Below are 24,468 nucleotides of genomic sequence, written 5' to 3' on the forward strand. Positions count from 1 at the left end.
GCCACGCGGCGTGGATTCTTTGGGCCAACGTGACGCTCTGCCTCAACCGACTACCTTAATTCCCCAACAGGCTCTTACTAAGCACCGCCGCCATAGCCCAGCAGCCCACCAAGCCCGCCGACCTGCGCGGCTACCTCGATATAGCCGCCCTACCGGGCCGCAAGTTTGTGGTGGAATCGGAAGGCTCCCGCTACAAAGTGCCACGGCGTACGGTGCTGGTGAATGTGAGCATGAGCCTGGCCGAGCTGCGCGACCAATACGGCGTGACCAGCCGTCTGCCGGTGCGCTACGACCGGGACTCGCTGTTGCTGGTGTTTGCCGCCGTTGAAGGTGATTCCCCCCGAATGTTGTGGCAAGATTACGATGGGGCCCCTCTGCTCGACCCCAAGGCGTTTCTGGCTAACTGTGTGGCCCGGCTTGATTTTTACAAGCATCAAGGCCACCCTCAGTACAACGACATCACGCGCTATACCAGCATCAAGCCGGTACTGACTTTGGGAGGCCAGCGGCAAACCTTCACCGGGGCGCCTCTAACTGAATCATTTTTGGTATTGCCCGTGCCAGACCTGCTTTTTGGGCAAGCCGACAACGTGACCATCAACACCCTGGCCCCGGCTCTTGCCTCAGCACAACTTGATCAAGCAGTAGAAGCAGCTAGGCTCCTTTTCAACATAAACGATGGAATGTTCACGAGTGTGATGGCCTCCAAGCTGTTATTGGCGCGGCGGCAGAAGAGCCTCTATTACTATTGGACCTACCCCCCCGGTCTAATGGATGGTCCTAATTGGATGAATGGGGCAGAAACATTCGTCTACCGGCCGGGTGTGGGCATTCTAACTGGAACATATAGCAGCTACACCGAGGTTGAAGGCCATGACTTTAAAGTCACCCGCCTGCGGCGGCTCAAGTAACGCAGGCTACGGCGGCAGCGGGCTGCTCGTCAGGGCGAGTAGCCTGCTGCTCGTTTGTAAGGGCCGGTCCGTCGCATACGTGACTCTTGTCCGGACAAGCATGGCGTTGCTCAGTGACAAATGACTTCTTGTCCGGACAAGACAGCCTTTGCTCGTTGACAAATGGGCTCTTGTCCCGACAAGCGTGTCTTTGCTCAGTAGCAACGGGTGTCTTGTCGCGACAAGAGTGCCGTTGCTCGTTAGCAATTGGGTTCTTGTCCCGACAAGAAGGCTTCTGCTCGTGAACAACTGCTGTCTTGTCCGGACAAGAAGCCTATTGCACCGAAAAAGCTAATAAATCAGCGGGTTAGCTTGCTATTATCTGCCGATAATCCTATATATCGGCAACCAATAACCATAACCCCAATTCTGCTTACCATGATCAGTCACTTCCTCAACAATCCTTTCGCCAACTCGCAGCTGAGCCACCGCCGCTTCGCCCAGTACGCCCAGGTGCACCTGGAGCGCCTGCGGGCCAAAGACGCCCAGGACGCCCTGCTCGAACCCACCGAAACCGCGCTGAAAGCCCTACAGGAGGCCGTCAAGGCCAACGCCACTTCCAAGGCCAAGGGCCAGGGCAAGCGCCTGAGCAACGACGCGGCCATGAAGAACCTGCTCAAGTTCATCTCCCGCAAAGCCGGCGTCATCGCCGATACCTTCAGCCAGGACGGCGCCGTGCGTGGCGAGGACACCCCCGGCTACCGCGCCTTCTACCCCCAGGGCGTGACCGAGTACCGCCGCGCCGGCAAGGACGGCCTCGAAACCCTGGCCGCCCGCTTCGCCAACGTGGCCGACGAGCATGCCGCCACCGTAGGCGCCAAGCTGGCCAAGGACGTGCGCGCCCTTCTCCAAGACGTGGCCGACTCGCGCCAGAGCCAGCTGCTGGAAAGCGGCACTACCAAGGACAGCAGCACCCAGGGCCAGCAGGAGCGCGTGGCCCTGGCCGAGCAGCTGTTCGTGAACCTGCTCACCCTGCTGCTGCGCCACAAAGCCCACCCCGAAGCCGCCGGCGACTATTTCAACCAGGGCCTGCTGGGCGCCCGCACCCACGCCACCGCCGCCGAAAAGCAAGCCGCCGCCCTGCCCGGCGTGCCCGCCCTCGCTGTGAATTGATATTCGTAGGAATAGCAATAACAGAACGTCATTCCGAGCGAAGCCGAGGAATCTCGCGTGCTGATGTCCAATAGCATATTTCTCGTTGAACGAGAAGTTTACTATCTGGCTAAACACGAGAGATTCCTCGACAAGCTCGGAATGACGTTCTGTTTATACTATAGCCGTTGTAGCGACTCCGTTACCACCGCCAGGTGCGCGCCACGCGGGGCTTGTTCGGGCTGCCGATGCCCTTGGTCAGCTCGCGCTGCTTCAGGGCCCAGCGGAACGGGTGGCCGCTGCGCAGGGCGCGGATGGCCAGCTCGGCGCAGGCCACGGCGTCGGAGAGGCTGTCGTGGTGATTCAGGGTGAGGCCGAAGTGCGCAGCCAGATTGTTGAGGCGGTAGGAATCCAGGCCGGGGTGGCTGGCGCGCATCAGCTTCACCGAGCACAGGCTGTGGAAATCGGGCACCGGCACGGCGTAGGCGCGCAGGGAGTGTTCGAGCACGCTCACGTCGAAGGGCGCGTTGTGGGCCACCACCAGCTGCCCCTCGATGAAGGGGTGCAGCACCGGCCACAGCTCGGGCAGGGGCGCGGCCGTGAGCACCTGCTGCAGCGAAATGCCGTGCACGCGCTGATTCATGGGCGCCATGCGCAGCTCCACCGGCCGGATCAGGTATTGGTGGGTATCCACGATCTGGCCGCCCTGCACCCGCACCAAGCCGATGGAACAGGCGCTGTCGCGCCGCTCGGTGGCCGTTTCGAAGTCGATGGCGGTGAAGTTGACCTCGTGCAGGTCCTGGAGGATGCGTTGCGGCATGGCGGGCAGGGGCTAAAGACCCGCAAGGTACGACGCCGCAAGGCAGGGCTGTAGCGCGAACGTTCAGTTCGCGTATTCCGGAACGACCCGCAACGGGTGCCGTGACAGGTTCGCGTATTCCGGAACGACCAGCACCGCCGGCGCCGGCAACGACGCCCGCTCCGGGCTGCGCGAACTAATAGTTTGCGCTACCTTACTTTTTCAGCTTGTGCGTCTTCAGGTAGGCCTTGGCCTCCTTCTGGTTGGCCGATTTGTTGTCGGCAATGTCGGCCACTTCGGTGTAATAGCGGCGGGCTTCCTTGATGTCACCAGCCTTATCGGCCATGCGGGCCAGGTTGAGGTTGGCGTAGAGGTAGAAACCGCCGCGGGTGTCCTCGGTGCTTTCCGAAAACACGATGCAGCGCTGGTAGTAGTCCTTGGCCTTGGCCTGGTCCTTATACTTATTCTGCATCAGCCAGCCCAGGAAATAGGTGGCGTAGCGCCCGCTGATGCCCTCGTAGCCGGGCATGCCGCGGTTGATTTTGTCGAGGATTTCGCGGCTCACCCGCTCGCACTCCTTGAACTCGCCCTCGTTGAAGCTCAGCAGGGCGTAGAAGCGCTGGAAGTAGCCGTTGTCGGGGTATTTGCCCGCCAGGTTGCGCGCAATGGGCATGGCCTGCACCGGGTTGCCTTCCTCGTTGTTGAGGATGCGCATCAGGAATACCTTGGCCTCGGGGCCCACGTACACGCCGTTGTCGGCTACGTTGCGCAGCTGCTGCAGGCCCTTCTGCTTGTCGCCCTTGGGGAAGAGCAGCAGCACCGGCTTGAGCAGCGGGTAGTTGTCGGGAATCCAGACGGCGTAGTAGTTGAACAGCGCCTGCCCGAACAGGAACTCGGGGCTCAGGCCGTTGGCTTCCTGGCTTAGCTCCAGGTACTTCAGGGCCCGCCGGGCGCTGACGGTGGCCTTGGGCCAGCTGCCGCGCTCGGCCTGCAGGCGGCCGGCAAAGCCGTAGGCGGCGGAGAGGAAAAAGCAGGCTTCGTAATTCTTGCTGTCCTTCTCGTACAGGGCTTCGGCCTTGGCAATGGTCGTGTCCATGTAGGCGTAGAAGGGCTTGTCGTACAGCTTGGTCTGCACGTTGGTCGGCACGATTTTCCACCAGGTGCTCAGGCCCATCAGGAAGTAGGGCATGGGGTGGTTGGGGTAGCGCCGCCGCAGCGAGCGAAATTGCCGCTCGGCCTTGTCATACTTGAAGTTGTAGAGGTTCTGCACGGCCCCGTCCAGCTCAGTGGCAATGTCCTGGTTGAGCAGCAGCCAGCCCTTGGTATCCACCGCACCGGGCGCCACGTCGACGTTGTCGAGGGTCACGTCGCGGATGGGTTTGGGAGTGCGGGTGGTATCAGGCGTTTGGGCCTGCGCGCCGCCGGCTAGCAGCCACAAACCGAGCAGCAGCCCGATGCAGTTGCCGGGGAAAAGGCGACGGAGACGGTTCATCAGGTTCAAAATAGGATTCTGCCGGCGGGTAATGACTGTTCTCGTACGTAAAGCTACGCGTTCAGGTGCAGTTCGGCGCAGGCGAATTTGCAGCGGGCCGCCGAGCGGCGGCCCGCCGGCCCACACCCCCAAGGGGCCAAACGGCATCAATGCCAGCGGGTAGCCTCTGATTGCTGTCCATAAGCTTGCTCGCGGGGGCGAAGTTTCGATTCAGACTTATTCAAGCCCGGTGGCAAGGATAAGTTATTAGTAATATGTGGTTTACTGGTCCTGTTTTTTGTACTTCCTGTCGTTGAGCACGGCTGCCGATTGGGTTGATTACGGGCTACTTATGGATGCGCCAGCCGGTCGGCGGCCAGCTCGCCCACGCGCTCCAGCGGCTTGCCGGTAAACTGCGCAATCTGCTCCGCCACGGCCAGATCCTTGCCCTTGGCCAGCCCTTCGCCGATGACCAGCCGCCCGCGGGCGGGCGCGGCCACGTAGAGCAGGTAGCCGCAGAAATGGTCCTCCGTATCGTGCACGGCCTCCAGCACCACCCGGCTGATGTCGTCGAAGGAGCAGAACGGGGCCTCGTCGTTGCGGCGCACCACGCCGTGGCTGCGGTCGAAGATGATCCGGTCGCGGGTGAGCAGCTGCCGGCGCAGGCGGCGCAGCAGGCCGGCCAGCAGCACCAGCACCACCGCGCCCAGGCCCACGGCCCCGAGGCTGAGGTAGTCGGGCGCGGGCTCGCGCAGCAGCGTCACGAACTCGACCAGCAGGCAAGCGGCGGCCAGCAGCAGGGCTAGGCCCAGCCACAGCATGTCGCGCCGCAGGGACTTCTTGGTGCGCCCGATGGCCAGCACCGATTCCGGCCCGGCCAGCACTTTGAGGCGACGAATCATGGGGAGGAATTATTGAGTACCATTAAGAACGTCATGCCGAGCGCAGCCGAGGCATCTCGCGTGCTGACGCCCGATAGTAAATTCTGTTCAACGAGCAGATTACTATCGAGCAAGATGTCTCGGCTGCGCTCGACATGACGAATAGGAATTCCTGCTGTACTCTAGGCCGGCTGCTGGCGGCGGCCCTGCAGGATGCGGTAGAACGAGCGGGACTGAATTTCCTCGGTGGTCAGGCCGGTAGCCAGCACTTCCTCCTCGGTGATGGCGCCGCAGTTGAGGGCGCGCAGGAAGAAGTTGAGCAAGCCCTGCCCGGTGGCCGCGTCGTCGAAAATGTCGCCGGTGAGGGTACTGATGGCGGCGCGCTCCACGAAGGTTTTCAGGCGGTGCAGCGCATCCGAGTAGCTGCTCAGGAAGAAGGTGTAAGTGGCCGCGTAGCGCATCGGCAGCTGGGCCGGGTTCAGGTCCCAGCCCTGGTAGAGTCCGTTGATGAGCGAGTGAGTGGTGTGCGCGAAGCCCTGTCGCCAGGCGTTGTGCACTGATTCGCGGTTTTCGCGCAACTGCTCGTAGGTCAGCGCCTCCCCGCGGTGGGGGCCGATGGGCATCACGTTGGTGGCCCCGTCGGAGAGGAAGATGCCGGTGCCGCCCAGCGCCACCTTGGTCATGTGGTGGGCAAAGTCGCAGACGGGGTGAGCCATGGTCTGGTAGCGCGCCGTGATGCCGGCCGAGGCCGTGTAGTCGTAGGTGCCGAAGTGGGCGGCAATGCAGCGGCCCTCGCTGGCGCGGATGATGCGCATCAGCGGGTTGCGGCCCTCCTCGTCCATGATGATCTGGGTGGCCTCGACCATCGTTTCCATACGCAGGGTGCCGGCGGGCAGGCCGTTGGCTTGCTCCAGCAGCTCAAACAGGCGCACCATGGTGGTCATCTGCTCGGGGATGGTCACCTTGGGCAGCATCACCACGAAGTTCGGGGGCAGCTGCCCGCCGGTTTCCTGTAGCAGCGTGGTCAGGAAGATGTCGAGGGTGCGCACGCCGCGCTGCTTCAGGTCCTCGGTGAAGGGCTTGATGCGGATGCCGATAAAGGGCGACACGGTGAGCTGCTGCATGCCCTTGGCCAGCTCCTTGGCGGCCTGCACGGCGGTGGCGTCCTCTTCGTCGTCGGGGCGGTTGCCGAAGCCGTCCTCGAAGTCGATGCGGAAGTCTTCGACGGCCTCGGTCCGCAGCTTGCGCAACACTTTGTTGTAGACCGAATACGCCAGCCAGGCGTGCTCCTTTTTGCGTTCCGCCTCGCTCATCGCGTCGAGGCGGGCGGTGAGGTCGGCCACCTCGGCGGCCAGGGTGGGCAGGTGCTCGTGACCTTCGAGGCGCAGCACCCGGGCCAGCTCGACGAAGTTGGGCGCGTAGGTCTGCAGGCTGTTGAGGGCAATGTCGCCCATGCGCTGGCAGGTGTCGGCCTTGAAGAGGTTGGCCCCGCCGTAGACGGTGTGCACCGGCTGCCGGTCGGGCCGGTCGCCGGGGTAGGTGCGCTGAAATTTCAGGTTGGCGGTGCCAAGCTGCTCCAGCAGCTGGTTTTTATCGGATTCGGGCAGGCTGAGGTGCATGTGGGAAGGAGCTGGGAATTAGGCAAAACTGCCCGTCATGTCGAGCGAAGTCGAGACATCTCGCGCGCTAACATCTGATAGTAATCAACTCAACGAGATGAATGCTATTCGGCGAGATTCTTCGACTCTGCTTGATGCGCAGAATGCTCTGAATGACGTTCTTTTTGCGCTGTATGACGGGCGAAAGAACTTGAATCAGCTGCCGCGGTAGGTGCTGTAGCCGTAGGCATTCAGCAGCAGCGGCACGTGGTAGTGCGAGGCGTCGGAGACGGTGAAGACGATTTCGACGTAGGGGTAGAAGGTCGTGGCGTTGGTGCGCTCGAAGTACTCCTGGGTGAAGAATTTCAGCTTGTAGGGGCCCACCGGCAGGCGCATGGTGGGGGAGAGCAGGTCCGGAACGCGGCCATCCTGGTTGGTCACGCCGCGGGTCATTTCCAGCCACCCGTCGCCGGGCAGCGGGGTGTAGAGCACCACCGTCACGTCGGCGGCGGGGCGGCCCTTGGTGGTATCGAGAATGTGGGTGGTAAGCTGACTCATGTTTGGTGCTTGGTGCTTAGTGCCTGGTGCTTAGTGTTTGGTGAGTAGAGTGCTGGCAGCAGAACGACCTAAGCACTACGCACCAGATACTAGGCACTAAGAAGTTTTTCCAGCCGCAGCCGGGTGATTTTGCGCTGTTCGTCGGCGGCAAGGATGATTTCGTCGTCGGCGTCGTTGAGCAGGCGGGCCTGCAGGATGTGCAGCATGTCCTCGGCCGATTTGCCCGAGGCCGATACGATGAAGATGTAGCCGAATTTCTGCTCGTACGCCGCGTTGCCCTCGGCCAGGGCTTGCAGGGTATCTTCGGAAGCCTGGCGCACGGCGCCCTGCTCACCCTCGGCCCAGGCGCTGGTGCTGGCGAATTTCTCGCGCAGCGCGTTCAGGTCGCCGATTTTGGGGTGGTGGGTAAAGGCTTCGCGGTAGTCGTCGGGGCCGAGGTTGTTCCAGATGCTATCGGCGTGGTCGAGCAGGGTTTCTTTGTCCGAGGCCGGGAAAACGTCGAGCATCTGCTCCACCCAGCGCGAGGCGCCGCAGCATTTGCGCAGCGCCTCGGCCAGGGCCGGCCGGTCGAGGTGGTTGAGTTCGTCGAGAGTCATGGTAGGATAGTTGAACGTCGTATCTGAACGTCATGTCGAGCTTGTCGAGACATCTCGCGTGCTGACGCAGGGAGTGCCCAACGATTGGAATTACTATCGAGCGAGATGTCTCGGTCCCTTGCTTGATGCGCAACATGCTCAGGATGACGTTCTGTTTTATCCGCTACACCGTTGTTGGAAAGCGGTTCACGTTTTTGTAGTAGATGTACACCGAGGGCTCCTGGCCCATGGCCGTGGCCCACTGCTGGCAGTAGGGCGCCATCCAGATGGAGTCGCCCTTTTTCACCGGGTACCACTGCTGGTCGAGCATGTAAATGGCCTGGCCCTGCAAATACATCAGCCCGTGCTCCATGATGTGGGTTTCGACCATGGGCAGGTGGCCGCCGGTGCCGTAGGTGAAGATGTTTACGGCCATGTCGAAGCCCAGCTCGTTGGGCAGCAGCTCCTGAATGCGCAGGGCCTCGTCGTTCATGTAGACGGGCGCCTTGCTCAAGTCCCGCTCGCCGAAGTACACGCCCGGCGCGTCGTGGCCTGCCAGCGGCTCGTACACTTTGTGAAAAGTTAGTACCTGCGTGCCTTCGGTGGGCTGCTCGAAGCGGTATTCCTGCCCGGTGGGCACGTACACGTACTGGCCCTCAGCCAAAGTGCGCGTCTGTCCGTCGACGGTGACCTGCACCTGCCCGCCGACCACGTAGAAGAAAATCTGGCTGGCTTCGGTGCGGCCCAGCAGCTGCCCGCCCTCGCGCAGGGTAATGAGCGTCTGGCAGAGGCGGGCGCCCATCTGCTCGTTGATGATGACGTTGACGGTGCAGTTGGTCCAGCCCGGCACGTTGCTGTTGATGTAGCCATCGGGGGCAATGATGGCGTGGTTGCGCTTGACGACGGACCGGGTAAGGGCGGAAATTTCCATGGAAGGCGTGAGGTGGGAAAGGAGCAGGCGGCCAGTACAAAGCCCGGCCGCGGGTTCGGAATAAGGGAAAAACAGCCCGCTTACCGTGGCGGCAGCGCCCGAGCAACGGGGACGAATGACAAGTAAGCGGTTTAGCCGGCAGAAATCAGCCCGGCCAGAAATTGCTCGGCCACCTGCAGGGCCGCGGCCAGGTCAGCGGGCTCCACGTTTTCGAGCGGGTTGTGGCTGATGCCGCGGTAGCAGCGCACGAAGAGCATGGTAGCCGGTGCCACCTGCGACACCGGCACCGCGTCGTGCCCGGCCCCGCTGACCAGCTCGATGACCGGGTAGCCCGCTGCGGCTACGGCCTCGCGCAGCCCGGCGTTCAGGGCCACGTCGCAGCTGACGGGGGCGGTTTGCTGCACCAGCTGCCAGTCGAGGGTGAGGCCGCGGCGGGTGGCCTGGGCTTCGGCCTGCTGGCGCAGCTGCTCGTAGGCGGCGGCCAGCTCGGCTTCGTCGGGGCTGCGCAGGTCGAGGCTGCAGACGACCTCGCCGGGAATCACGTTGCTGGCCGCGTGGGGCACCTGCAGCTTGCCCACGGTGGCCACCAGGCTGCGGCCGTGGGCGCGGGCAAACTGCTCGGCCAGGAGCACAAACTCGGCGGCGCCGGCCAGCGCGTCCTGGCGCATGGTCATCGGCACGGTGCCGGCGTGGCCGGCCATGCCCCGAAACGTCAGCTCCACCCGCCGCTGCCCGGCAATGGCCGTGACGACGGCCACCGGCACCTGCTGCTCCCAGAGCACTGGTCCCTGCTCGATGTGCGCCTCGAAGTAGCCCTGCCACTCGACGGCGGGCAGCACGTCGGCGGCCAGCTGGGTGGGGTTGCCGCCCATGGTGGTAATGGCCTCGGCCAGCGAAATGCCGGCGGCATCGGTGCGGCCGAGCAGGTCGGGCTCGAAGGCGCCGGTCAGCACTTTGGAGCCCAGGTAGGTGGTGTGAAACCGCACGCCCTCCTCGTCACTGAACGCCAGCAGCTCCAGGTGAAACGGCAGTTCGGCGCGGCGGGCGGCCAGCTGTTCCAGCAAATCCAGCCCCAGCAGCACGCCCAGCGGCCCGTCGAAGCGGCCGGCATTCACCACCGTGTCGATGTGCGAGCCAATGACGAACGTCTTGGCCCCAGGCCGGGCGCTGGCCAGCCGCCCGCGCAGGTTGCCGATGTTGTCGACGCGCACCTCCAGGCCAGCCTGCTGCATCCACTGCTGCACCAAGTCGCGTCCCTGCACGAAAGCCGGGGTACCGAAGGTGCGCGTAACCACGCCCGCTTCCTCGCTGATGGCGGCCAATTGCTCGATGCGGCGCATGAGCTGCGCCGCGCGTTCCGGATAGTTGCTCATGAGCGGCTAGCGGGTAAGAATCTGGCCCAGGTTGAGCCGCACAAAGTCGGGCCGCTGGTAGGCCAGCGCGCCGGCCAGGTAGGTCTGCTCCACCACGCCGCGCAGCGTCTCGCCCACGTAGGGCGACACCTTGTGGCGGTGGTGCAGCCCGGCTTCGGTCACGGTAAACGTCGCGTCGGCGTCGAGCACCAGCAGGTCGGCGTCGTAGCCCGCTTCGAGGCGGCCCTTGCGCCCAGCCTGGCCGATGAGCTTCGCCGGGTTTTCGCTCAGCCAGCGGGCCAGGTCCGATAAAGTAGCGCCGCGCCGCTGGGCGGCCGTCCAGAGCGCGGGCAGGGCCAGCTGCAGCGAGGCAATGCCGCCCCAGGCCGTGGTGAAGTCGCCCGTGTCGATTTGCTTGAGCGCGGGCGGGGCGGGGGAGTGGTCGGTGGCCACGAAGTCGATGAGGCCGGCCTGCAGGGCTTGCCAGAGCTGCTCGTTGTTGGCCCGCTCGCGGATGGGCGGGGCGCACTTGTAGCGCGTCTGGCCGTCGGGCAGGTCCTCGGCGTTGAAAAACAAGTAGTGCTGCCCGGTTTCCACCGTCAGCGGCAGGCCCTCGGCTTTGGCCGCCGCTATCTGGGCCAGCGAGTCGGCGGAGGAAAGGTGCACGATGTGCGTGGGGCAGCCGGTGTCGCGGCACAGCCGGATCATCAGCGCCACGGCCTCGTCTTCCCAGTGTTTGGGGCGCGAGGCGAGGTAGTTCGGGTAGGAGCGTTTGTCGCCCTGCTTCCAGGTATCGTTGTCCTCGCTCAGCTCGCAGTGCACCAGCAGCGGCACCCCGTGGCGGGCCAGCCGGGGCATGACGGCGCGCAGGTCGGCTTCGGTGGCGTTGGGAAAGTCGTCGATGCCGGAGTGCGTGAGGAAAGCCTTGAAGCCGAGCACGCCGCGGGCCAGCAGCGGCTCCACCTCGGCCGCGTTGCCGGGCACGATGCCGCCCCAGAAGCCGCAGTTGACGTGCAGCTTACCGGCGGTGGCGGCCAGCTTCTGCTCGAAGTTGGCCACCGAGGTCGTGACCGGGCTGGAGTTCAGCGGCATGTCGACCAGCGTGGTCAGGCCGCCGGCCAGCGCGGCGCGGGTGCCCGTGTCGAAGCCCTCCCAGTCGGTGCGGCCGGGCTCGTTCAGGTGCACGTGCGGGTCGATGACGCCCGGCAGCACGGCCCGCTCCCCGACATCCGTGACGGGGCCGCCGACGGGCTCGTGTTCGGGCAGCACGGCGGCAATCCGGCCGCCTTCGATGCGCACCACACCGGGCCGAATACCGGCCGGGGTGACAATTTTTTTACTTTTTATTGCGAAATCTGGCATGAAGGCAGGCGTACTGTGCTACAAAATGAGAATATTTCAAACACGAAGCACTGCCTCCCGGCGGTTCTTCGCCCGGAAAAGTTGAAAATGAGCCGCGCGGCTAGCCAACGTGCTGACTGCTAGCTTATATGCTTCTGTCTTGATGACGGTGCCCGACCAGTAAGTCCGTGCTGTTCAAACGCTCTCATCTTGAGCGCAGCCGAAGAACCTTCCTCGCACCCTGCACTGAAGGTTAAATCCTGGTGATGACGTTCTGACGAAAGGGCGTTGGTGGCTGCGCTTCTCGGTTGGTGCAGGATGCAAGAAAGGTCCTTCGGCTACGCTTCGGGATGACAAACGTCCTCGTAACTTCCTGAACCGGTTCGCTTTGTTTCTCGCAGGCACCGCTTCGGTGCCCGAATTTCTCTCAGTACCAGGTTCTGCCACGTCAGGGCCAAGCTTACGCGTTTATGGTTTCCCTTCTCGTTTTGGTGGTTGTGCTGGCGGTGTTCCTGGTTGTCATCGGCGTCAGCGCGTTTTTGCACCGGCTGGCCCGGGGCCACAGCCGCGGCGGCGCCCTTGGTGAGGGCGGCCTGACCATGCAGGGCTTCGCCTACGCCCTCACGGTGCTGGCCGTGCTTTTTCTGCTCGCCGTGGGCTACAACTTCGCCGCCGGCTCGGCCTACGAGGGGCACCTGATGGAATGGCTCAACATCGTGGTGCGGCTGATGCACGTGACCTTCGGCATTGCCTGGATCGGGGCCTCGTTCTACTTCGTGTTCCTGGAAAACGCCCTGAACCGCACCGACAACGTGCGCGAGGAGCTGGCCGGCAACCTCTGGGCGGTGCACGGCGGCGGCTTCTACTACCTGGAGAAGTACAAGCTCGCGCCCAAGGAAATACCCAAGGCCCTGCACTGGTTTAAGTACGAGGCCTACTTTACCTGGCTGACCGGCTTCAGCCTGCTGTGCGTGGTGTACTATTTCAACCCTTCGGCCATGCTCATCGACCCGCAGGTGCTCGATATCAGCCCGATGGCCGGGGTGGGCATTGGTATTGGCTCCTTCGTGGTGGCCTGGATTATCTACCACCTACTCTGCCGCACGCCGCTGGTCAAAAACGGCCCGCTGATGGCCGTGCTGGGCTTTCTGATCTGCACCGCCTTTGCCTGGTTCTACTGCCAGGTGTTCAGCGCCCGGGCCGCTTACCTGCACTTCGGGGCCATGCTCGGCACACTGATGGTCGGCAACGTGTTTTTCATCATCATTCCGGCCCAGAAAGCCATGGTGAAGGCCGCCACCGAGGGCCTGCCGCTGAACCCCGAGCTGGGCAAGCACGCCGGGCTGCGCTCCTTGCACAACAACTACTTCACCCTGCCGGTGCTCTTCGTGATGGTCAGCAACCACTTCCCGAGCACCTTCGGCCACAGCTACCCCTGGCTGGTGCTGGCCGCTATTGCCTTGGGCACGGCCGGCATCAAGCACTGGCTGAACCTGCGCGAAAAGCACCAGGCCACCGGCATCGTCTTCCCGCTGGCGGCCGGGCTGCTGTTGGCCGTGGCCTTCGTGACGGCACCCAAAACCGACGCCGGGGCGGCGGCCAACTGCACGCCCAACGTGTCGATAGCCCAGGTGCAGGGCATCGTGCAGCAGCGCTGCCTCCGCTGCCACTCCGCCTCGCCCACCGACGACGTGTTCAAGTCGCCGCCGAACGGAGTGGTCTACGACTCGCCCGCGGACATCATCCGGCTCAAGGACAAGATCATGCAGCGCGTGGTCGTCACCAAGACCATGCCCCAGAACAACAAAACCGGCATGACCCAGGAGGAGCGCGACCTGATCCGCTGCTGGATCGAGCAGGGCGCGAAGGCGGAGTAAACGGGCTAGCGGCGGCGCACTAGGGTGTAGTTCAGGCGGGCGGGCTGCAGATTGATGTGCTCCGCGTCGGGGCGCACGGCGTAAAGGCGCAGGGTGTCGCGGCTGAGGCGGTAGGCCAGGGTGCGCTGCTGGGCGGAGTAGGGGTTGAACAGCACCGTGTTTAGGTTGCTTTCCGGCCCGATGAAGTCGATGTTGACGTCGTAGGAATGAAAGGGCGGCAGGCCCGTCACGCGGCCGTCGGCGGCCAGCAGTACCTGCACGGGGCGACCCACCGAGTCGCGGCCGGCGTACTGGCCCGCCAGCACGGCCTGGCGCACGGCGCGTTCCAGGCCCTGGTTCAGGGCGGGCTCGTCGGGCGTGTTGGTCGGGCGGAAGCGGATGCGGCGGTAGGGCACCGACTGGCGCAGGCGGTTTTGCAGGTCGTACTTATCGAGGCGGAGCACGGTGTCGCCGGCCTGCAGGCCGTAGCTCAGCTCGTAGCGGCTGCCTTCGTCGTTGTAGTCGACGTAGCTGACGGGCAGGGACTGGGCGCGGCGGCCGGGGCGCAGGTACACCTGCAGCGCGCCGCCCTCGTGGTTGTTCAGGATGGCGTCGAAGGCCACGCTGTCGGCGCGGGGGCGGCTCACGTCGATGGCAAAGGCCGTAATGTCGGCTGCGGCGGGCGTCCGGGCCACGGCCTGGGGCGAGCGGGTGCGCGTCAGGGCGTCGAGGTAAGCGGCTTTCACCCACACCCCGTTGATGAGCGGGCTGACCTGCCGGGCCAGCCTGGTCGGCGCCATGGCGGGCGTCGGGGCAGTGGCCGCCGTGGTATCGGCGGAAGCTTCGGTGGTGGGGTTGCGTTCGGAATCGGGCTGGCCGGTTTGGCAGGCGGCCAGGCCCGCGAGGGCCGCCAGGGCAACTAAGGGAAGGCGCATAACAGGGAAGGAGTGGGCACGTCGGCCGCCGCAAGCTACGGCCGGCGCGGGGTTTCCGTTCGATGGCCAGCCCGGTTGGCCCTGGCAACGACTGTCATTACGGCTGCGTCCATACCAGTTTGTCCAGCTTGGTGGCCAGGGCCAGCTCGGCCTGTCCGGCGGGCTTTTTCGCCGCTTCTATCTGCTGCTGCGCGGCCGTCAGCCACTCCGCCGAGGCCGGCTGGCCCTTCTCCAGCTGCTCCAGCCGCTGCAGCAGCAGGGTCGAAACCACCGTGAGCTGGGCAGAGAGCGGGGCGTACTCGCGCAGGTCGGGGTTGAGCTGCAGCAGCGGCTGCACGCGGGCGTCGTTCTGCTGCCAGGTTTTCAGCTGCTGGCGCAAATAAGCCAGCTGCCGCTGCGTGGCGGGCGTGCGAGGCAGCTCGGTGAGCTTGGCCCGCGGCGCTTTCAGCAAGGAATCCAGCGTGGCGTGGAACACCCGCGCCGCCTCCGATTCTGCCGGTGCTGCGTCGACGAGGCGGTTCAGGGGCGTCTGCGGGGTGTAGGTGCGGCCCTGGAAGTGGCGCTTATACTCCTTCACCGGCTCCAGCACGGCGCCCAGCGTCTGCAGCGGCTCCACTTTCTGGCCGGCGGCCATCATAGTCAGGAGCTGCTGCGGGGCGCGGCGGTGCTGCAGGCCCAGGGTTTCCAGCTGGGCGGCCACCACCTGCAGGCGGCGGTACATGTCGGGCACGTCCGTCACCGTGCCCGGCGACCAAAGCCGCTCGGCCACGGCGGCGGCGCGGGGCCAGATGCGCGAATCGAGGACCACGGAATCGGCGTATTCGGCCCACATGGCTGCTTCGCCGCCGAGCACGCGCTTCTTTTCCTCGGCCGTCAGCGGGGCGTCGGCGGGCACGGGGTCGGGGGCGTAGTGCGAGGCAGCGGTCAGGTTCAGGTCGAGGTAGAAGCCGCTGGAGAGCAGGGCCGGGTGGCCGTCCTTCACGGCGGCGTAGAGCGACTTTTTACCCTGCCAGCTCTGGATAACGGCGTCGGGCGGCAGGCCGGGGCCCAGGATTTCGTCCCAGCCCACCATCTTCTTCTGATATTTGGTGAGCATGGCCAGCACCCGGCGGTTGAACTGCGTCTGTAGGGCGTGCTTGTCCACCGTGCCGTCGCGCTTCACCATGCCGCCTGCGCGCATGTACTGGGCAATGCGCGGGTTGCGCCGCCACTGCCGCCCGTCATTTTCGTCGCCGCCGGCGTGGAAGTAGGGGTCCGGAAACAGCGGCGTCAGCTCGGCCAGCAGCGAGTCGAGGAAGGTGTAGGTGGTTTCCCGGGTCGGGTCGAGGGCAATGTTGGAGAGGCGCCAGCTCTGGTAGGGCGGGTAAATGGTGTCGAGCGAGGCCAGGCGCGGGTAGGCCACCTGCCAGGCCGTGGTGTGGCCGGGCATGTCGAATTCGGGCACCACCCGAATGCCGCGGGCGGCGGCGTAGGCCAGCACGTCCTTGATCTGGGCCGCCGTGTAGAAGCCGGGCGTGGTGTTGCCGGCCCGGTGCAGGCGCGGAAATACCTTGCTTTCCACCCGAAACGCCTGGTCGTCGGAGAGGTGCCAGTGCAGCACGTTCAGCTTCACCGCCGCCATGCCGTCGAGGTTGCGCTTTATCGCCGCCACCGGCATGAAGTGCCGGGCTGCGTCGATGAGCAGGCCGCGCCACACGAAGCGGGGCTGGTCCTGGATTTCCACTTCGGGGAAGTAATAGCTGCCGCCTTCGGAGGTGAACAGCTGCTCCAGCGTAGCCAGGGCCCGCAGCGCACCCAGGCTGGTGGGCGCATCAATGGCCACGCCGGTAGGCGTCACGCGCAGGCTGTAGCGTTCCTCGTCGAAGCTTTCCATGCGGCCCGGCTTGCCGTAGCGGATTTGCAGCAGCGGCGCTTTGGCGTCGGGGCGGGAGTGGGCGGCCCGCTGACCCAGCCGGGCCAGCAGCCGCTCGGCCGCCGGGCGCACGGCCGGGTCGTCGCCCGGCTCCAGGCGCAGGCGCAGCGGGGCTTTCCAGTACAGCCGGGCCCGGCCCCAACTCAGCTGAGTCGGCACGGGCATCAGCTGGCGGGTATCGGGGCGGGCGGCAGGCTGGGCAAAAACGGCCAGCGGCAAAGCCAGCAGCAGGAAAAGCAAACGAAGCATGGGGCGAGTTTACGGGGAAAACGGCGGCCCGGGCACCCGAGCCGCGGCCCGGCGGGCTGCAAACTTCGGTCCGGGGCGCCGAGGCCGCTGAATTTTGGAATAATTTGCCGGGCCATTCTCACGGCTTATTCCCTCGTTGATGCCCCTGCGTAAGTCTCCGTCGTTCTGGGCGCTGCTGTTCAGCATCACGTTCTTGCTGGGCACGGCCTTCTCGCCGCCCTGGCCGCAGCCCGCGGTGCCCAATGTGCTGACCTGGGACGCCTCGGGCTACTACCTGTACCTGCCGGCCACCTTCATCTACCAGGATTTGAAGGAAGTAACCTTCCTGCCGGAAATTACCCGCCAGTACAGCCCCGACCCCTACCAGAACCAGGTATTCCGCGACTCGCTCAGCGGCCACCAGGTGATGAAGTACTCGATGGGCCTGGCCGTGCAAAGTCTGCCCTTCTTCGCCGCCGGCCACCTGGCGGCCAAGGCCCTGAACTACCCCACCGACGGCTTTTCGCCCCCTTACCAGGTAGCCATCCTGCTCGGCGGCGAGCTGGTGGCCGTGCTGGGGCTGCTGCTGACCTGGCTGGCGCTGCGCCGCCGCTTCGGCGAGTGGCCCACGGCCCTCACGCTCGTCATCATCGTGCTGGGCTCGAACTACCTAAACTACGCCGCCTTCGCCCCGGGCATGACGCATAGCTGGCTGTTCACGCTTTACGCCGCGTTGCTGCTGCTCACGCCCGCGTTTTACCGCCGCCCCACCTTGGGCAAGGCCCTGGGTATTGGTCTGGTGTGCGGGCTGATGGCGCTGACGCGCCCCACCGAAATTCTGGCGGTGCTGCTGCCGCTGCTCTGGGGCCTGCGCCCGGGGCGGGCGGCTCTGGCGGAGCGCATGGCGTTCTGGCGGCAGCACTGGCCCAAGCTCCTGGCGGCCGTGCTAATAGTGGCCGCCGTCGGCAGCCTGCAGCTGTTCTACTGGCACTACGTGACGGGCCGCTGGCTGGTGTACAGCTACCAGGACCAGGGCTTCGACTGGCTGAACCCGTACGGCCTCTACCTGGGGCTGCTGGGTTACCGCAGCGGCTGGCTGATTTACTCCCCGCTGATGCTGACGGCGGTACTCGGCTTCGCCGCGCTGCGTCGTCGCGCACCAGCTGCGTTCTGGCCCATGCTGGTATTCAGCGTGCTCTTCGTCTACGTAACCTTCGCCTGGAACGTGCCCTACGGCGGCCTCGGCGCCCGCGCCCTGATTCAGAGCTATGCCGTGCTGGCCTGGCCGATGGCGGCGGGCCTGGGCTGGGTGCTGGCGCGGCGCTGGCGTACGGCGGCCTACTCGGTCTTCCTGCTGCTGGGCATCTACTTCAACTTCTGGATAACCTACGAGAGCTATGCCGGCAACCACCTCATGGTGAGCGAGGGCGGCGGCATGACCTGGCAATACCTGCGCCGGGCCGCGGGCCGCCGCGAGGTGGCCCCCGATGCGCGCTGGCTGCTCGACAACGGCGACCAAGTGCTTGACGACACCGAACGCCGGAACGTGCGCGAGCTGTGGCGCCACGACTTCGAGCAGGACACCACGGCGGGCTGCGGCCGCCCCGCCCTGCAGGGCCGCTGCTCCCTGCCGCTCGATGCCGAGCACCCGCGCAGCATCGTGTACCGCGTGCCCATCGACCCCAGGCAGGTGCGGTGGGTGCGCGTAAAGGCCCAGGCGCAGGTCAGCGGCCCGCGCGGCTACATCGACAAGATGGACCGCCTGATCGTGCGCTACTGCCGCGGCGAGGAGGTGCTCAAGCAAAAGGACATCCGCCTGCAACGGGCGCTGGAAGAAGGCTGGCCCCGCGAAATCTACCTCGATCTGAAAGGCCCCCGCGGCGAGGACTACGACAACGTCACCTTCCACTTTGAGCACTTCGGCAGCGGCCAGCGCCTGCTGCTCGACGACGTGCGCGTAGAAGCGTTTGAGAAGTGAGCCGACGGCACTGGCAGCAGCCAACGGCGCGGGTAGCAGTCATTGCGAGGCGGAGCCGAAGCAATCTTTCCCCTCGCGGCACTACGGTAGCACAAGCACCGCCCGAAACGAGCATCTGCCGGTTCGGGCGGTGCCGTTTTCGGTTGGTGCCAGTTGTGGCGTTTCTGCTACTAGAGGAAGGATTGCTTCGTCATTCTTCCTCGCAATGACTGCCGCTGAGTCGTCAAATCAGCCCGCGGGCCTTGAATTCCAGGTAGCGGTTGATGGTGTTGGCCGTCAGGTGCTGCGGCGCGGTGAGCAAGGCCTGAATGCCGTAGCGCTGCAGCTCCAGCACCATGCGGCGCTTGTCCTGGCTGAACTTGTCGGCCACGGTCTGCTCGTACAGCTCCTCGGTGGTTTCGGCGGGCTTGTCGAGCACCTGCTGCAGCTCGGTGTTTTCGAAGAACACCACCAGCAGCAGGTGGCGGGCGGCCAAGCGGCGCAGGTAGGGCAGCTGGCGCTGCAGGCCGTGCAGGCTCTCGAAGTTGGTGAAGAGCACCAGCAGGCTGCGCTGCTTGATCTGCCGCTGCACCAGCGCCGCCAGCCGCTCGTAGTCCGACTCCAGAAAGCGCGTCTGCTGGCGGTAGAGCACTTCGAGCAGGCGCGGTAGCTGCCCGCGGCGGCGGTCGGCGGCCACCACGTCGCCGGGCTCGTGGGCGAAGGTGATAAGGCCAGCCCGGTCGTGCTTGATCAGGGCGATGTTGCTGAGCACCAGCGCGGCGTTGATGGCGTAGTCGAGCAGGGCCAGGCCGGCGAAGGGCATGCGCATCACCCGGCCCTTGTCGATGACGCAGTACACCTGCTGGGCCCGCTCGTCCTCGAAGTGGTTGACCAGCAGCGCCTCGCCCTGGCCGGGGCGGCGGGCCGTGGCCTTCCAGTTGATGGCCCGCGGGTCGTCGCCGAGGGCGTAGGGACGGATGTGGTCGAACTCCAGGCTCTGCCCGATGCGGCGGATGCGCTTCACGCCCACCTCCGTCAGCCGGTTCGATACGGCCAGCAGCTCGTAGCGCCGCATCTGCAGAAACGAGGGGTACACGGCCACCGTCTGGTCCTGCTCGCCGAAGCGGTAGCGGCGCTGCACCAGTCCCAGCGGCGAGCGGACGAGCACGTTGGTCTGCCCGAACACGTACTCACCGCGGCGCGTGGGGCGCAGCTGGTAGTGCAGCGTGGTGGTGTGCCCGGCGCCCAGCCGCACCGGAAACAGCAGGTCGCGGCGCTGAAACTGCACCGGCACGTCGTCGACCACGTCGAGCCGGGCCGGAAACGGGTAGCGGTTTTCGAGCACCACCTGGATGTCGTTGTCGTCGCCGTTGGAGAGGCGCTGGCCCAGCAGGCGGCGCGCAAACACCCCGCCGCCCCGGCCCAGCCCAAACAGCAGCCCGGCATCGAGCAGGGTGAGCAGGGCCAGCAGCAGCGTGAGCACCTGCGCCGGCACCAGCAGCACCGGCCAGAAGTGCGCCACTGCCAGCAGCACGACCACGGCCGCCAGCGTCACGAACAGGCGCGGCGGCAGCAGCAGGGCGCGGAAAAATTCTCGGAGAGAAGAGGCAAACATAAGTAACGCGAGCAGTCAGTTCGCGAAAAGCAGAACAGTGGAAGAAGCCCGTTTTCAGGCCAATTGGAGTGCGACCTGATGAGGAACTGCTGGCCGCCGGCATTAGCAGTCCGCAACGATAGTGGCAGTACGACTTTGGAGCCGTACTGCCACGTCAGGCAGTTACCGTGGCACTTCCACCTGCTGAATCAGCTGGCGCACGATGTCGTCGGGGCCGAGGCCTTCCAGCTCGCGCTCCGGGGTGAGCTGAATGCGGTGGCGCAGCACCGGGGGCGCCAGGTGCTGCACGTCTTCGGGCGTCACGAAGTCGCGGCCGCGCAGGGCGGCCAGGGCCTTGGCGCCGTTCAGCAGCGCTATCGACGCCCGCGGCGAGGCCCCCAGGTACAGCGACTTGTGCGTGCGCGTCAGGCCGACGAGCTTGGCCACGTACTCGAACAGGCGCGGCTCGACGTGCTGCTTTTGCACCTGGGCGCGCAGCTGGGCCAGCTGCTGGGCGGCCAGCACTGGTTTCACGTCTTCCAGCGGCAGGCCGCCGGGGCCGCTGTGGTGGCCCTGCAGGATGAGCACTTCCTCTTCCTGGGTGGGGTAGGGCACCAGCACTTTGAAGAGGAACCGGTCGAGTTGGGCTTCGGGCAGGCGGTAGGTGCCTTCCTGCTCGATGGGGTTCTGCGTCGCCAGCACCAGGAAGGGGGCTTCCAGCTGGTGCGTCACGCCGTCGTAGGTCACGTGGCGTTCCTCCATCACCTCAAACAGCGCCGACTGCGTCTTGGCCGGGGCGCGGTTGATTTCGTCGATGAGCACGATGTTGGAGAAGATGGGCCCCTGGCGAAACTCGAAGCTGCCGCGGGCGGGCACGTACACCGAGGTGCCGAGCACGTCGGAGGGCATCAGGTCGGGGGTGAACTGGATGCGGCTGAACGGCACGGCCAACGTACGGGCCAGAAGTTTAGCGGTGAGCGTCTTGGCTACGCCGGGCACGCCTTCGAGCAGCACGTGGCCATCAGCCAGCAGGGCCACCAGCAGCAGCTCCATCAAATCGTGCTGGCCCACGAGCACGCGGCCCACTTCGCGGCGCACCGCATCGGTGGTGCCGGCGAGCTGGCTCAGGTCGGTGCGCTGGCCGAGGCCGAGGGTATCCGGAGCCGCCGGGGCGGCGGGTTGGGGTTGCGGCGCGGTATCGGGGGTGTGGTCGGGAGTCGGTTCCATGCGAAAAAAGCGGGGCCTGCAGCAGCAGTAGAAAGCGTCAGGCTATTCAGGCGAAAGAAAGAGTAGTCAGTGTAAGCTTGGCAAAACAAGCGGGGCATTGTCGGTCAGCCGTGGCAACGGTAAGCTAGCCGGCAGCGCAGTCGAATCGGCTACAAAATCCGCGTAATTCGTCAAATCCGCAGGAATCCGTGGTTAGCCTTCGGCCCGCTGGCGAAAGTCAGTGAGCATTTCGTGCAGGCGATGCAGCTCGGCTTCGGTCACTTGCTCGGCGTCGAGGTAGCCGTGCAGGCGGGCCAGCAGCGTGGTCACTTCGGCCTCGGGCACGCCGGTGCGCAGGCTTAGCCGGTGCGGGTAGCTCCCGTCGATGCCGGCGGGCACGGGCTCCTGGAAACGGGTGCGCAGGTAGTCGAAGAACAGGCGGATGCGCAGGGCGGCCAGCGGCTGGTGGTTGCGGCCCTGGCGGTAGAGGCCGGCCACGGTGCGCGCAAACTGCAGGCTGGTATTGGGCAGGGGCCGCAGCGTGGGCACCGGCCGCTGCCGCCGCCGTGCCCCGAGCAGGGCAAACAGCACGCCGCCAATCAGCAAACCGTACCAGGCCCAGGCCAGCGCCGGGCTGCTCAGTACCACCCGCAGCAGCGACTCGCCGCCGCCGCGGCCCTGCTTGTAGAACTCGTCCCAGAGCACCCGGCCCTTGGGCAGGTACGACAGCGCCCCTTCGGCAAAGCGCACGTTGCGGCCGTAGAGCAGGCCGTAGTTGCTCAGCAGGGCCGGCGCGGTGCACAGCAGCAACTGGCCCCGGCCCACCGGCAGGCGCACCAGCACCGGGCGGCGGCGCTGGTCGGCGGCCAGCACCACGGCCGCGGCCCGGCGCTGCAGGGAATCCTTGCCCTCGAACACCAGGCGGCCCAGCGAGTCGCGCTGAAAGCTGCTGCCGGCCACGCGCTGCGGCACGCCGGCCACCCGCCCGCGCAGCACCGGGGCCGTAAGGTAGCAGCGTACCGTGTCGCGCAGGCCGTTCAGGGCGAAGTCGTCGTCGAGCAGGGGCAGGCGCCAGAGGCTGTCGGCGCTGGCGCCCAGGCTGATCTGGTCGGCGGCCAGCCAGACGGTGCCGCCGCGCTGCATGTAGCGGTGCAAGGCGCGGGCGTCGGCGGGGCCCGGCCGGAAGCTGCTCTGCAGGAAAAAGTACGTGGCGGGCACGGCGGCCGAGTCTTGCAGCACCTCGTAGGGCGAGAGGCGGGTGGCGCGCAGCGGGGCCGCGGTCAGCGTGGGCAGCAGCCGGTAGAGGGCGTAAGTGTCGAGCGGGTTTTTGTGGTCGTTGCGGTACGTGGGCGTCCAGTCGAGCTGCTTGGGCGCGGCCAGCAGCACCAGCACCCACACCACGGTGAGGGCCCCGAGCACCGTCAGGGGCCAGCGGAGGGAGCGGAGCATCAGGCGGCGTGGTTGCGGGTGGTGAGGGTGGTCAGGAAGGCCCGGCGTTCGGCCTGTACCTGCGCGTATTGCTCCCGGCTCAGCGCAAACTCGCCGTACCACACGTACTCAAACTGCCAGGTCAGCGCCCCGAAAGCCGGGGCCAGGGCGGGGCCGCGCTGGCGCAGCTCGGCGTCGTAGTGGTGGTTGGTTTTCTGCGGCTGCCAGTCGATGAGGGCGCGGTCGGTGAGCTGCTTGAGCACCAGCAGGTAGCCCAGGCGGGTAGCCAGGCGCCACTGGCCAGCCTCTTCGGCCGCGCGCAGGCGGTCGGGCAGGGTTTCCTCGTGCACGTCGTCGGCCTCCAGGGCGTAGGGCACCGGCACGCGGCGGCCCCGGCCGCGCAGCCACTCGCCGGGCTTCAGGCCCAGCAGCTGCAGCACCACCAGCACCAGGGCGCCCACGGCCAGGGCGTAGAACAGAATCTTCCAGTAGATGCCGCTTTCGGGCGAGAAAACCACCCTGAAAATGCGCCGCAGCAGCTGCTGAAACCAGCGCAGCACCGGGTTGTCGGGCGGCGGGTCCTGGCGGTATTGCAGGTCGTCGTCGGCGCGCAGGCGCTGCAGCTCGGCGGCGCTGAAGCGGCGCACGGCGGCAGGCGCGGGGCCGGGCGGCAGCACCGCCGGGGCCCGTTGCGTGGTTTTGGGCCGGGCTTTCTGCGCCGAAGCGGGCAGCGGGGCTGCGGCCAGCAGCAGCAGCGCCAGCAGCCCGCCCGCCGTGCGGCGGCCCGAAAAGCGGAAACGGAGCAAGGGCATCAGAGGGCTTGGTCGCCGTAGCTGGGGCGGAACAGGGCGTCGTCGGGGCCAGCGGGGCCGCTGGGGCTGCCGGGGCCCTCGGGCGCCTGGCCCAGCTGCTCGGCGCGCCACTGCAGGCTCACATGGTCGCGGCGCTCCACCAGGTTGAAGTACTGAAACATCAGCAGCACGTAAATGATGGGCGTGAGCAGCAGGTTGATGCTGATCTGCACGGCCTGGGCCACTATTACCGTGGACATGACCGCCTCGCCGTCCGCCGATTTTGCGCCGAACAGGGCCGTAACAATCGTGAGCACGGCGCCCAGGCCGGCCGCGAGCATCCACATGGCAATGCTGGCCACGATGTAGAGCCCGAAAGTCGACCACCACTTGCCCCGGATCAGCTGCAGGCAGCGGCTGAGGGTGCTGCCCAGGTCGGCTTCCTCGAACACCACCACGCAGGGCAGCAGCAGCACCGCAATGCTCAGGTAAATGCCCGGCAGTATGAGCAGCACGTACCCGATCATGACGAACACGCCCGCCACGATGGAGTAGCCAATCAGGGGCAGCAGGTAGCGCTTGCCCTCGTCCCAGGCCTCGCCGGCGCTGATGGTAGCCGTGGGGTCGGACTGGTACATGCGCCGCTTCACGAAGCCGTAGAGCATGGCGTACTGCACCAGCATGGCCGCCAGCACCAGCACCACCAGGCCAAAGATGGCCGGCGACATCAGGGCCAGGCTGATGGAGTTGCCCTGGCCCAGCTGCCCGTAAGCCTGGCCGGACCGGAAGTTGCGGCCGAACAAAATCATCAGCGTCGCCAGCGGTACGATGGCCACCAGCAGCGGCAGCAGCATGACGCGGTAGAGGTTGCCGCCGTGCCGGCGCAGAAAGACCGAGGTAGCCTCGAACTTCTGGCCGAAGTCGCGCAGGCGGTAGTAGTCCTGGGGCGTGGCGAAGGTGCGCTGCGCGTCGGACTGGTAAGCGAAAGGGGGCGTAGGAGTGGCCATGCGCGA

Annotated in this window: 20 protein-coding genes; 4 read left to right on the forward strand and 16 right to left on the reverse strand. The window is 65.8% G+C overall.

Translation table 11 applies throughout. The features are described from left to right. The first annotated feature begins 167 nt into the window (after positions 1-167). Together FDY95_RS18195 and FDY95_RS18200 are read left to right on the forward strand one after the other, a co-directional pair. Positions 168-911 carry a hypothetical protein gene (locus tag FDY95_RS18195; protein WP_171025739.1) on the forward strand — a complete coding sequence of 248 codons (744 nt, stop codon included), beginning with the start codon at positions 168-170 and terminating at the stop codon, positions 909-911. A 417-nt stretch (positions 912-1,328) separates the two neighbouring features. Continuing rightward, entirely contained in the window at positions 1,329-2,063 is a 735-nt protein-coding gene (locus tag FDY95_RS18200) for a hypothetical protein (RefSeq protein WP_138079958.1), read from the forward strand. A gap of 181 nt (positions 2,064-2,244) precedes the next feature. On the opposite strand, the gene FDY95_RS18205 is transcribed toward FDY95_RS18200, so the two are convergent. The 9 genes from FDY95_RS18205 to allB all read right to left on the reverse strand — a co-directional run bounded on the left by FDY95_RS18205 (position 2,245) and on the right by allB (position 11,569). Beyond that, entirely contained in the window at positions 2,245-2,862 is a 618-nt protein-coding gene (locus FDY95_RS18205; RefSeq protein ID WP_138079959.1) for a 3'-5' exonuclease, read from the reverse strand. A gap of 193 nt (positions 2,863-3,055) precedes the next feature. After that, complete coding sequence (locus FDY95_RS18210; protein WP_138079960.1) at positions 3,056-4,333, reverse strand: tetratricopeptide repeat protein; 1,278 nt, start codon at positions 4,331-4,333, stop codon at positions 3,056-3,058. Positions 4,334-4,662: 329 nt separating this feature from the next. Further along, positions 4,663-5,214, reverse strand: a complete 552-nt coding sequence (locus FDY95_RS18215) for a hypothetical protein (protein WP_138079961.1) — start codon at positions 5,212-5,214, stop codon at positions 4,663-4,665. 161 nt (positions 5,215-5,375) lie between these two features. Next, positions 5,376-6,812: a DUF6986 family protein gene (locus tag FDY95_RS18220; RefSeq protein ID WP_138079962.1), complete on the reverse strand. Its 1,437-nt coding sequence runs from the start codon at positions 6,810-6,812 to the stop codon at positions 5,376-5,378. 195 nt (positions 6,813-7,007) lie between these two features. Beyond that, the gene (uraH, locus tag FDY95_RS18225) at positions 7,008-7,349 is read right to left on the reverse strand and encodes a hydroxyisourate hydrolase (protein WP_138079963.1); all 342 of its coding nucleotides are present in this window, start codon (positions 7,347-7,349) and stop codon (positions 7,008-7,010) included. An 89-nt stretch (positions 7,350-7,438) separates the two neighbouring features. Then, complete coding sequence (gene uraD, locus FDY95_RS18230) at positions 7,439-7,945, reverse strand: 2-oxo-4-hydroxy-4-carboxy-5-ureidoimidazoline decarboxylase (RefSeq protein WP_138079964.1); 507 nt, start codon at positions 7,943-7,945, stop codon at positions 7,439-7,441. Between the two features lie 163 nt (positions 7,946-8,108). Beyond that, positions 8,109-8,855 (reverse strand): (S)-ureidoglycine aminohydrolase, encoded by a 747-nt coding sequence (gene allE, locus FDY95_RS18235; protein WP_138079965.1) that lies wholly within the window; start codon positions 8,853-8,855, stop codon positions 8,109-8,111. Between the two features lie 131 nt (positions 8,856-8,986). Beyond that, complete coding sequence (locus FDY95_RS18240) at positions 8,987-10,228, reverse strand: allantoate amidohydrolase (protein WP_138079966.1); 1,242 nt, start codon at positions 10,226-10,228, stop codon at positions 8,987-8,989. A gap of 6 nt (positions 10,229-10,234) precedes the next feature. Then, positions 10,235-11,569, reverse strand: a complete 1,335-nt coding sequence (gene allB, locus FDY95_RS18245) for an allantoinase AllB (protein ID WP_138079967.1) — start codon at positions 11,567-11,569, stop codon at positions 10,235-10,237. A 449-nt stretch (positions 11,570-12,018) separates the two neighbouring features. Between allB and FDY95_RS18250 the strand changes: the two genes are divergently transcribed. Then, positions 12,019-13,425 (forward strand): urate hydroxylase PuuD, encoded by a 1,407-nt coding sequence (locus tag FDY95_RS18250; protein WP_212744921.1) that lies wholly within the window; start codon positions 12,019-12,021, stop codon positions 13,423-13,425. A gap of 5 nt (positions 13,426-13,430) precedes the next feature. Here the strand turns inward: FDY95_RS18250 and FDY95_RS18255 are convergent, their stop codons facing one another. Beyond that, a complete protein-coding gene (locus tag FDY95_RS18255; protein ID WP_138079968.1) occupies positions 13,431-14,339 on the reverse strand; it encodes a hypothetical protein in 909 nt (302 codons plus the stop codon). Between the two features lie 97 nt (positions 14,340-14,436). Then, the gene (locus FDY95_RS18260) at positions 14,437-16,500 is read right to left on the reverse strand and encodes a beta-N-acetylhexosaminidase (protein ID WP_138079969.1); all 2,064 of its coding nucleotides are present in this window, start codon (positions 16,498-16,500) and stop codon (positions 14,437-14,439) included. A gap of 139 nt (positions 16,501-16,639) precedes the next feature. Between FDY95_RS18260 and FDY95_RS18265 the strand changes: the two genes are divergently transcribed. Continuing rightward, complete coding sequence (locus tag FDY95_RS18265) at positions 16,640-18,457, forward strand: hypothetical protein (protein WP_138079970.1); 1,818 nt, start codon at positions 16,640-16,642, stop codon at positions 18,455-18,457. A gap of 223 nt (positions 18,458-18,680) precedes the next feature. Here the strand turns inward: FDY95_RS18265 and FDY95_RS27185 are convergent, their stop codons facing one another. The 5 genes from FDY95_RS27185 to FDY95_RS18290 form a co-directional block, all read right to left on the reverse strand. Next, positions 18,681-20,051, reverse strand: coding sequence for a DUF58 domain-containing protein (locus FDY95_RS27185; protein ID WP_138079971.1), 1,371 nt, complete (start codon positions 20,049-20,051; stop codon positions 18,681-18,683). Positions 20,052-20,213: 162 nt separating this feature from the next. After that, positions 20,214-21,257, reverse strand: coding sequence for an AAA family ATPase (locus tag FDY95_RS18275; protein WP_138079972.1), 1,044 nt, complete (start codon positions 21,255-21,257; stop codon positions 20,214-20,216). A 192-nt stretch (positions 21,258-21,449) separates the two neighbouring features. Continuing rightward, a complete protein-coding gene (locus tag FDY95_RS18280; RefSeq protein ID WP_138079973.1) occupies positions 21,450-22,685 on the reverse strand; it encodes a DUF4350 domain-containing protein in 1,236 nt (411 codons plus the stop codon). Beyond that, positions 22,685-23,476, reverse strand: coding sequence for a DUF4129 domain-containing protein (locus FDY95_RS18285; protein WP_138079974.1), 792 nt, complete (start codon positions 23,474-23,476; stop codon positions 22,685-22,687). The genes FDY95_RS18280 and FDY95_RS18285 overlap by 1 nt, the downstream gene beginning before the upstream one ends. Continuing rightward, the gene (locus tag FDY95_RS18290) at positions 23,476-24,462 is read right to left on the reverse strand and encodes a hypothetical protein (protein WP_138079975.1); all 987 of its coding nucleotides are present in this window, start codon (positions 24,460-24,462) and stop codon (positions 23,476-23,478) included. Before FDY95_RS18290 ends, FDY95_RS18285 begins: the two co-directional genes overlap by 1 nt. Positions 24,463-24,468 lie beyond the last annotated feature (6 nt).

The organism is Hymenobacter jeollabukensis, from assembly GCF_005771675.1.
Classification (GTDB): domain Bacteria; phylum Bacteroidota; class Bacteroidia; order Cytophagales; family Hymenobacteraceae; genus Solirubrum; species Solirubrum jeollabukense.

Excerpts from the sequence above, each read along its gene's own strand:
- FDY95_RS18200 (WP_138079958.1), top strand. The coding sequence starts at position 1,329 with ATGATCAGTCACTTCCTCAACAATCCTTTCGCCAACTCGCAGCTGAGC.
- FDY95_RS18205 (WP_138079959.1), bottom strand. The coding sequence starts at position 2,862 with ATGCCGCAACGCATCCTCCAGGACCTGCACGAGGTCAACTTCACCGCC.
- FDY95_RS18210 (WP_138079960.1), bottom strand. The coding sequence starts at position 4,333 with ATGAACCGTCTCCGTCGCCTTTTCCCCGGCAACTGCATCGGGCTGCTG.
- FDY95_RS18215 (WP_138079961.1), bottom strand. The coding sequence starts at position 5,214 with ATGATTCGTCGCCTCAAAGTGCTGGCCGGGCCGGAATCGGTGCTGGCC.
- FDY95_RS18220 (WP_138079962.1), bottom strand. The coding sequence starts at position 6,812 with ATGCACCTCAGCCTGCCCGAATCCGATAAAAACCAGCTGCTGGAGCAG.
- uraH (WP_138079963.1), bottom strand. The coding sequence starts at position 7,349 with ATGAGTCAGCTTACCACCCACATTCTCGATACCACCAAGGGCCGCCCC.
- uraD (WP_138079964.1), bottom strand. The coding sequence starts at position 7,945 with ATGACTCTCGACGAACTCAACCACCTCGACCGGCCGGCCCTGGCCGAG.
- allE (WP_138079965.1), bottom strand. The coding sequence starts at position 8,855 with ATGGAAATTTCCGCCCTTACCCGGTCCGTCGTCAAGCGCAACCACGCC.
- FDY95_RS18240 (WP_138079966.1), bottom strand. The coding sequence starts at position 10,228 with ATGAGCAACTATCCGGAACGCGCGGCGCAGCTCATGCGCCGCATCGAG.
- allB (WP_138079967.1), bottom strand. The coding sequence starts at position 11,569 with ATGCCAGATTTCGCAATAAAAAGTAAAAAAATTGTCACCCCGGCCGGT.
- FDY95_RS18250 (WP_212744921.1), top strand. The coding sequence starts at position 12,019 with ATGGTTTCCCTTCTCGTTTTGGTGGTTGTGCTGGCGGTGTTCCTGGTT.
- FDY95_RS18255 (WP_138079968.1), bottom strand. The coding sequence starts at position 14,339 with ATGCGCCTTCCCTTAGTTGCCCTGGCGGCCCTCGCGGGCCTGGCCGCC.
- FDY95_RS18260 (WP_138079969.1), bottom strand. The coding sequence starts at position 16,500 with ATGCTTCGTTTGCTTTTCCTGCTGCTGGCTTTGCCGCTGGCCGTTTTT.
- FDY95_RS18265 (WP_138079970.1), top strand. The coding sequence starts at position 16,640 with ATGCCCCTGCGTAAGTCTCCGTCGTTCTGGGCGCTGCTGTTCAGCATC.
- FDY95_RS27185 (WP_138079971.1), bottom strand. The coding sequence starts at position 20,051 with ATGTTTGCCTCTTCTCTCCGAGAATTTTTCCGCGCCCTGCTGCTGCCG.
- FDY95_RS18275 (WP_138079972.1), bottom strand. The coding sequence starts at position 21,257 with ATGGAACCGACTCCCGACCACACCCCCGATACCGCGCCGCAACCCCAA.
- FDY95_RS18280 (WP_138079973.1), bottom strand. The coding sequence starts at position 22,685 with ATGCTCCGCTCCCTCCGCTGGCCCCTGACGGTGCTCGGGGCCCTCACC.
- FDY95_RS18285 (WP_138079974.1), bottom strand. The coding sequence starts at position 23,476 with ATGCCCTTGCTCCGTTTCCGCTTTTCGGGCCGCCGCACGGCGGGCGGG.
- FDY95_RS18290 (WP_138079975.1), bottom strand. The coding sequence starts at position 24,462 with ATGGCCACTCCTACGCCCCCTTTCGCTTACCAGTCCGACGCGCAGCGC.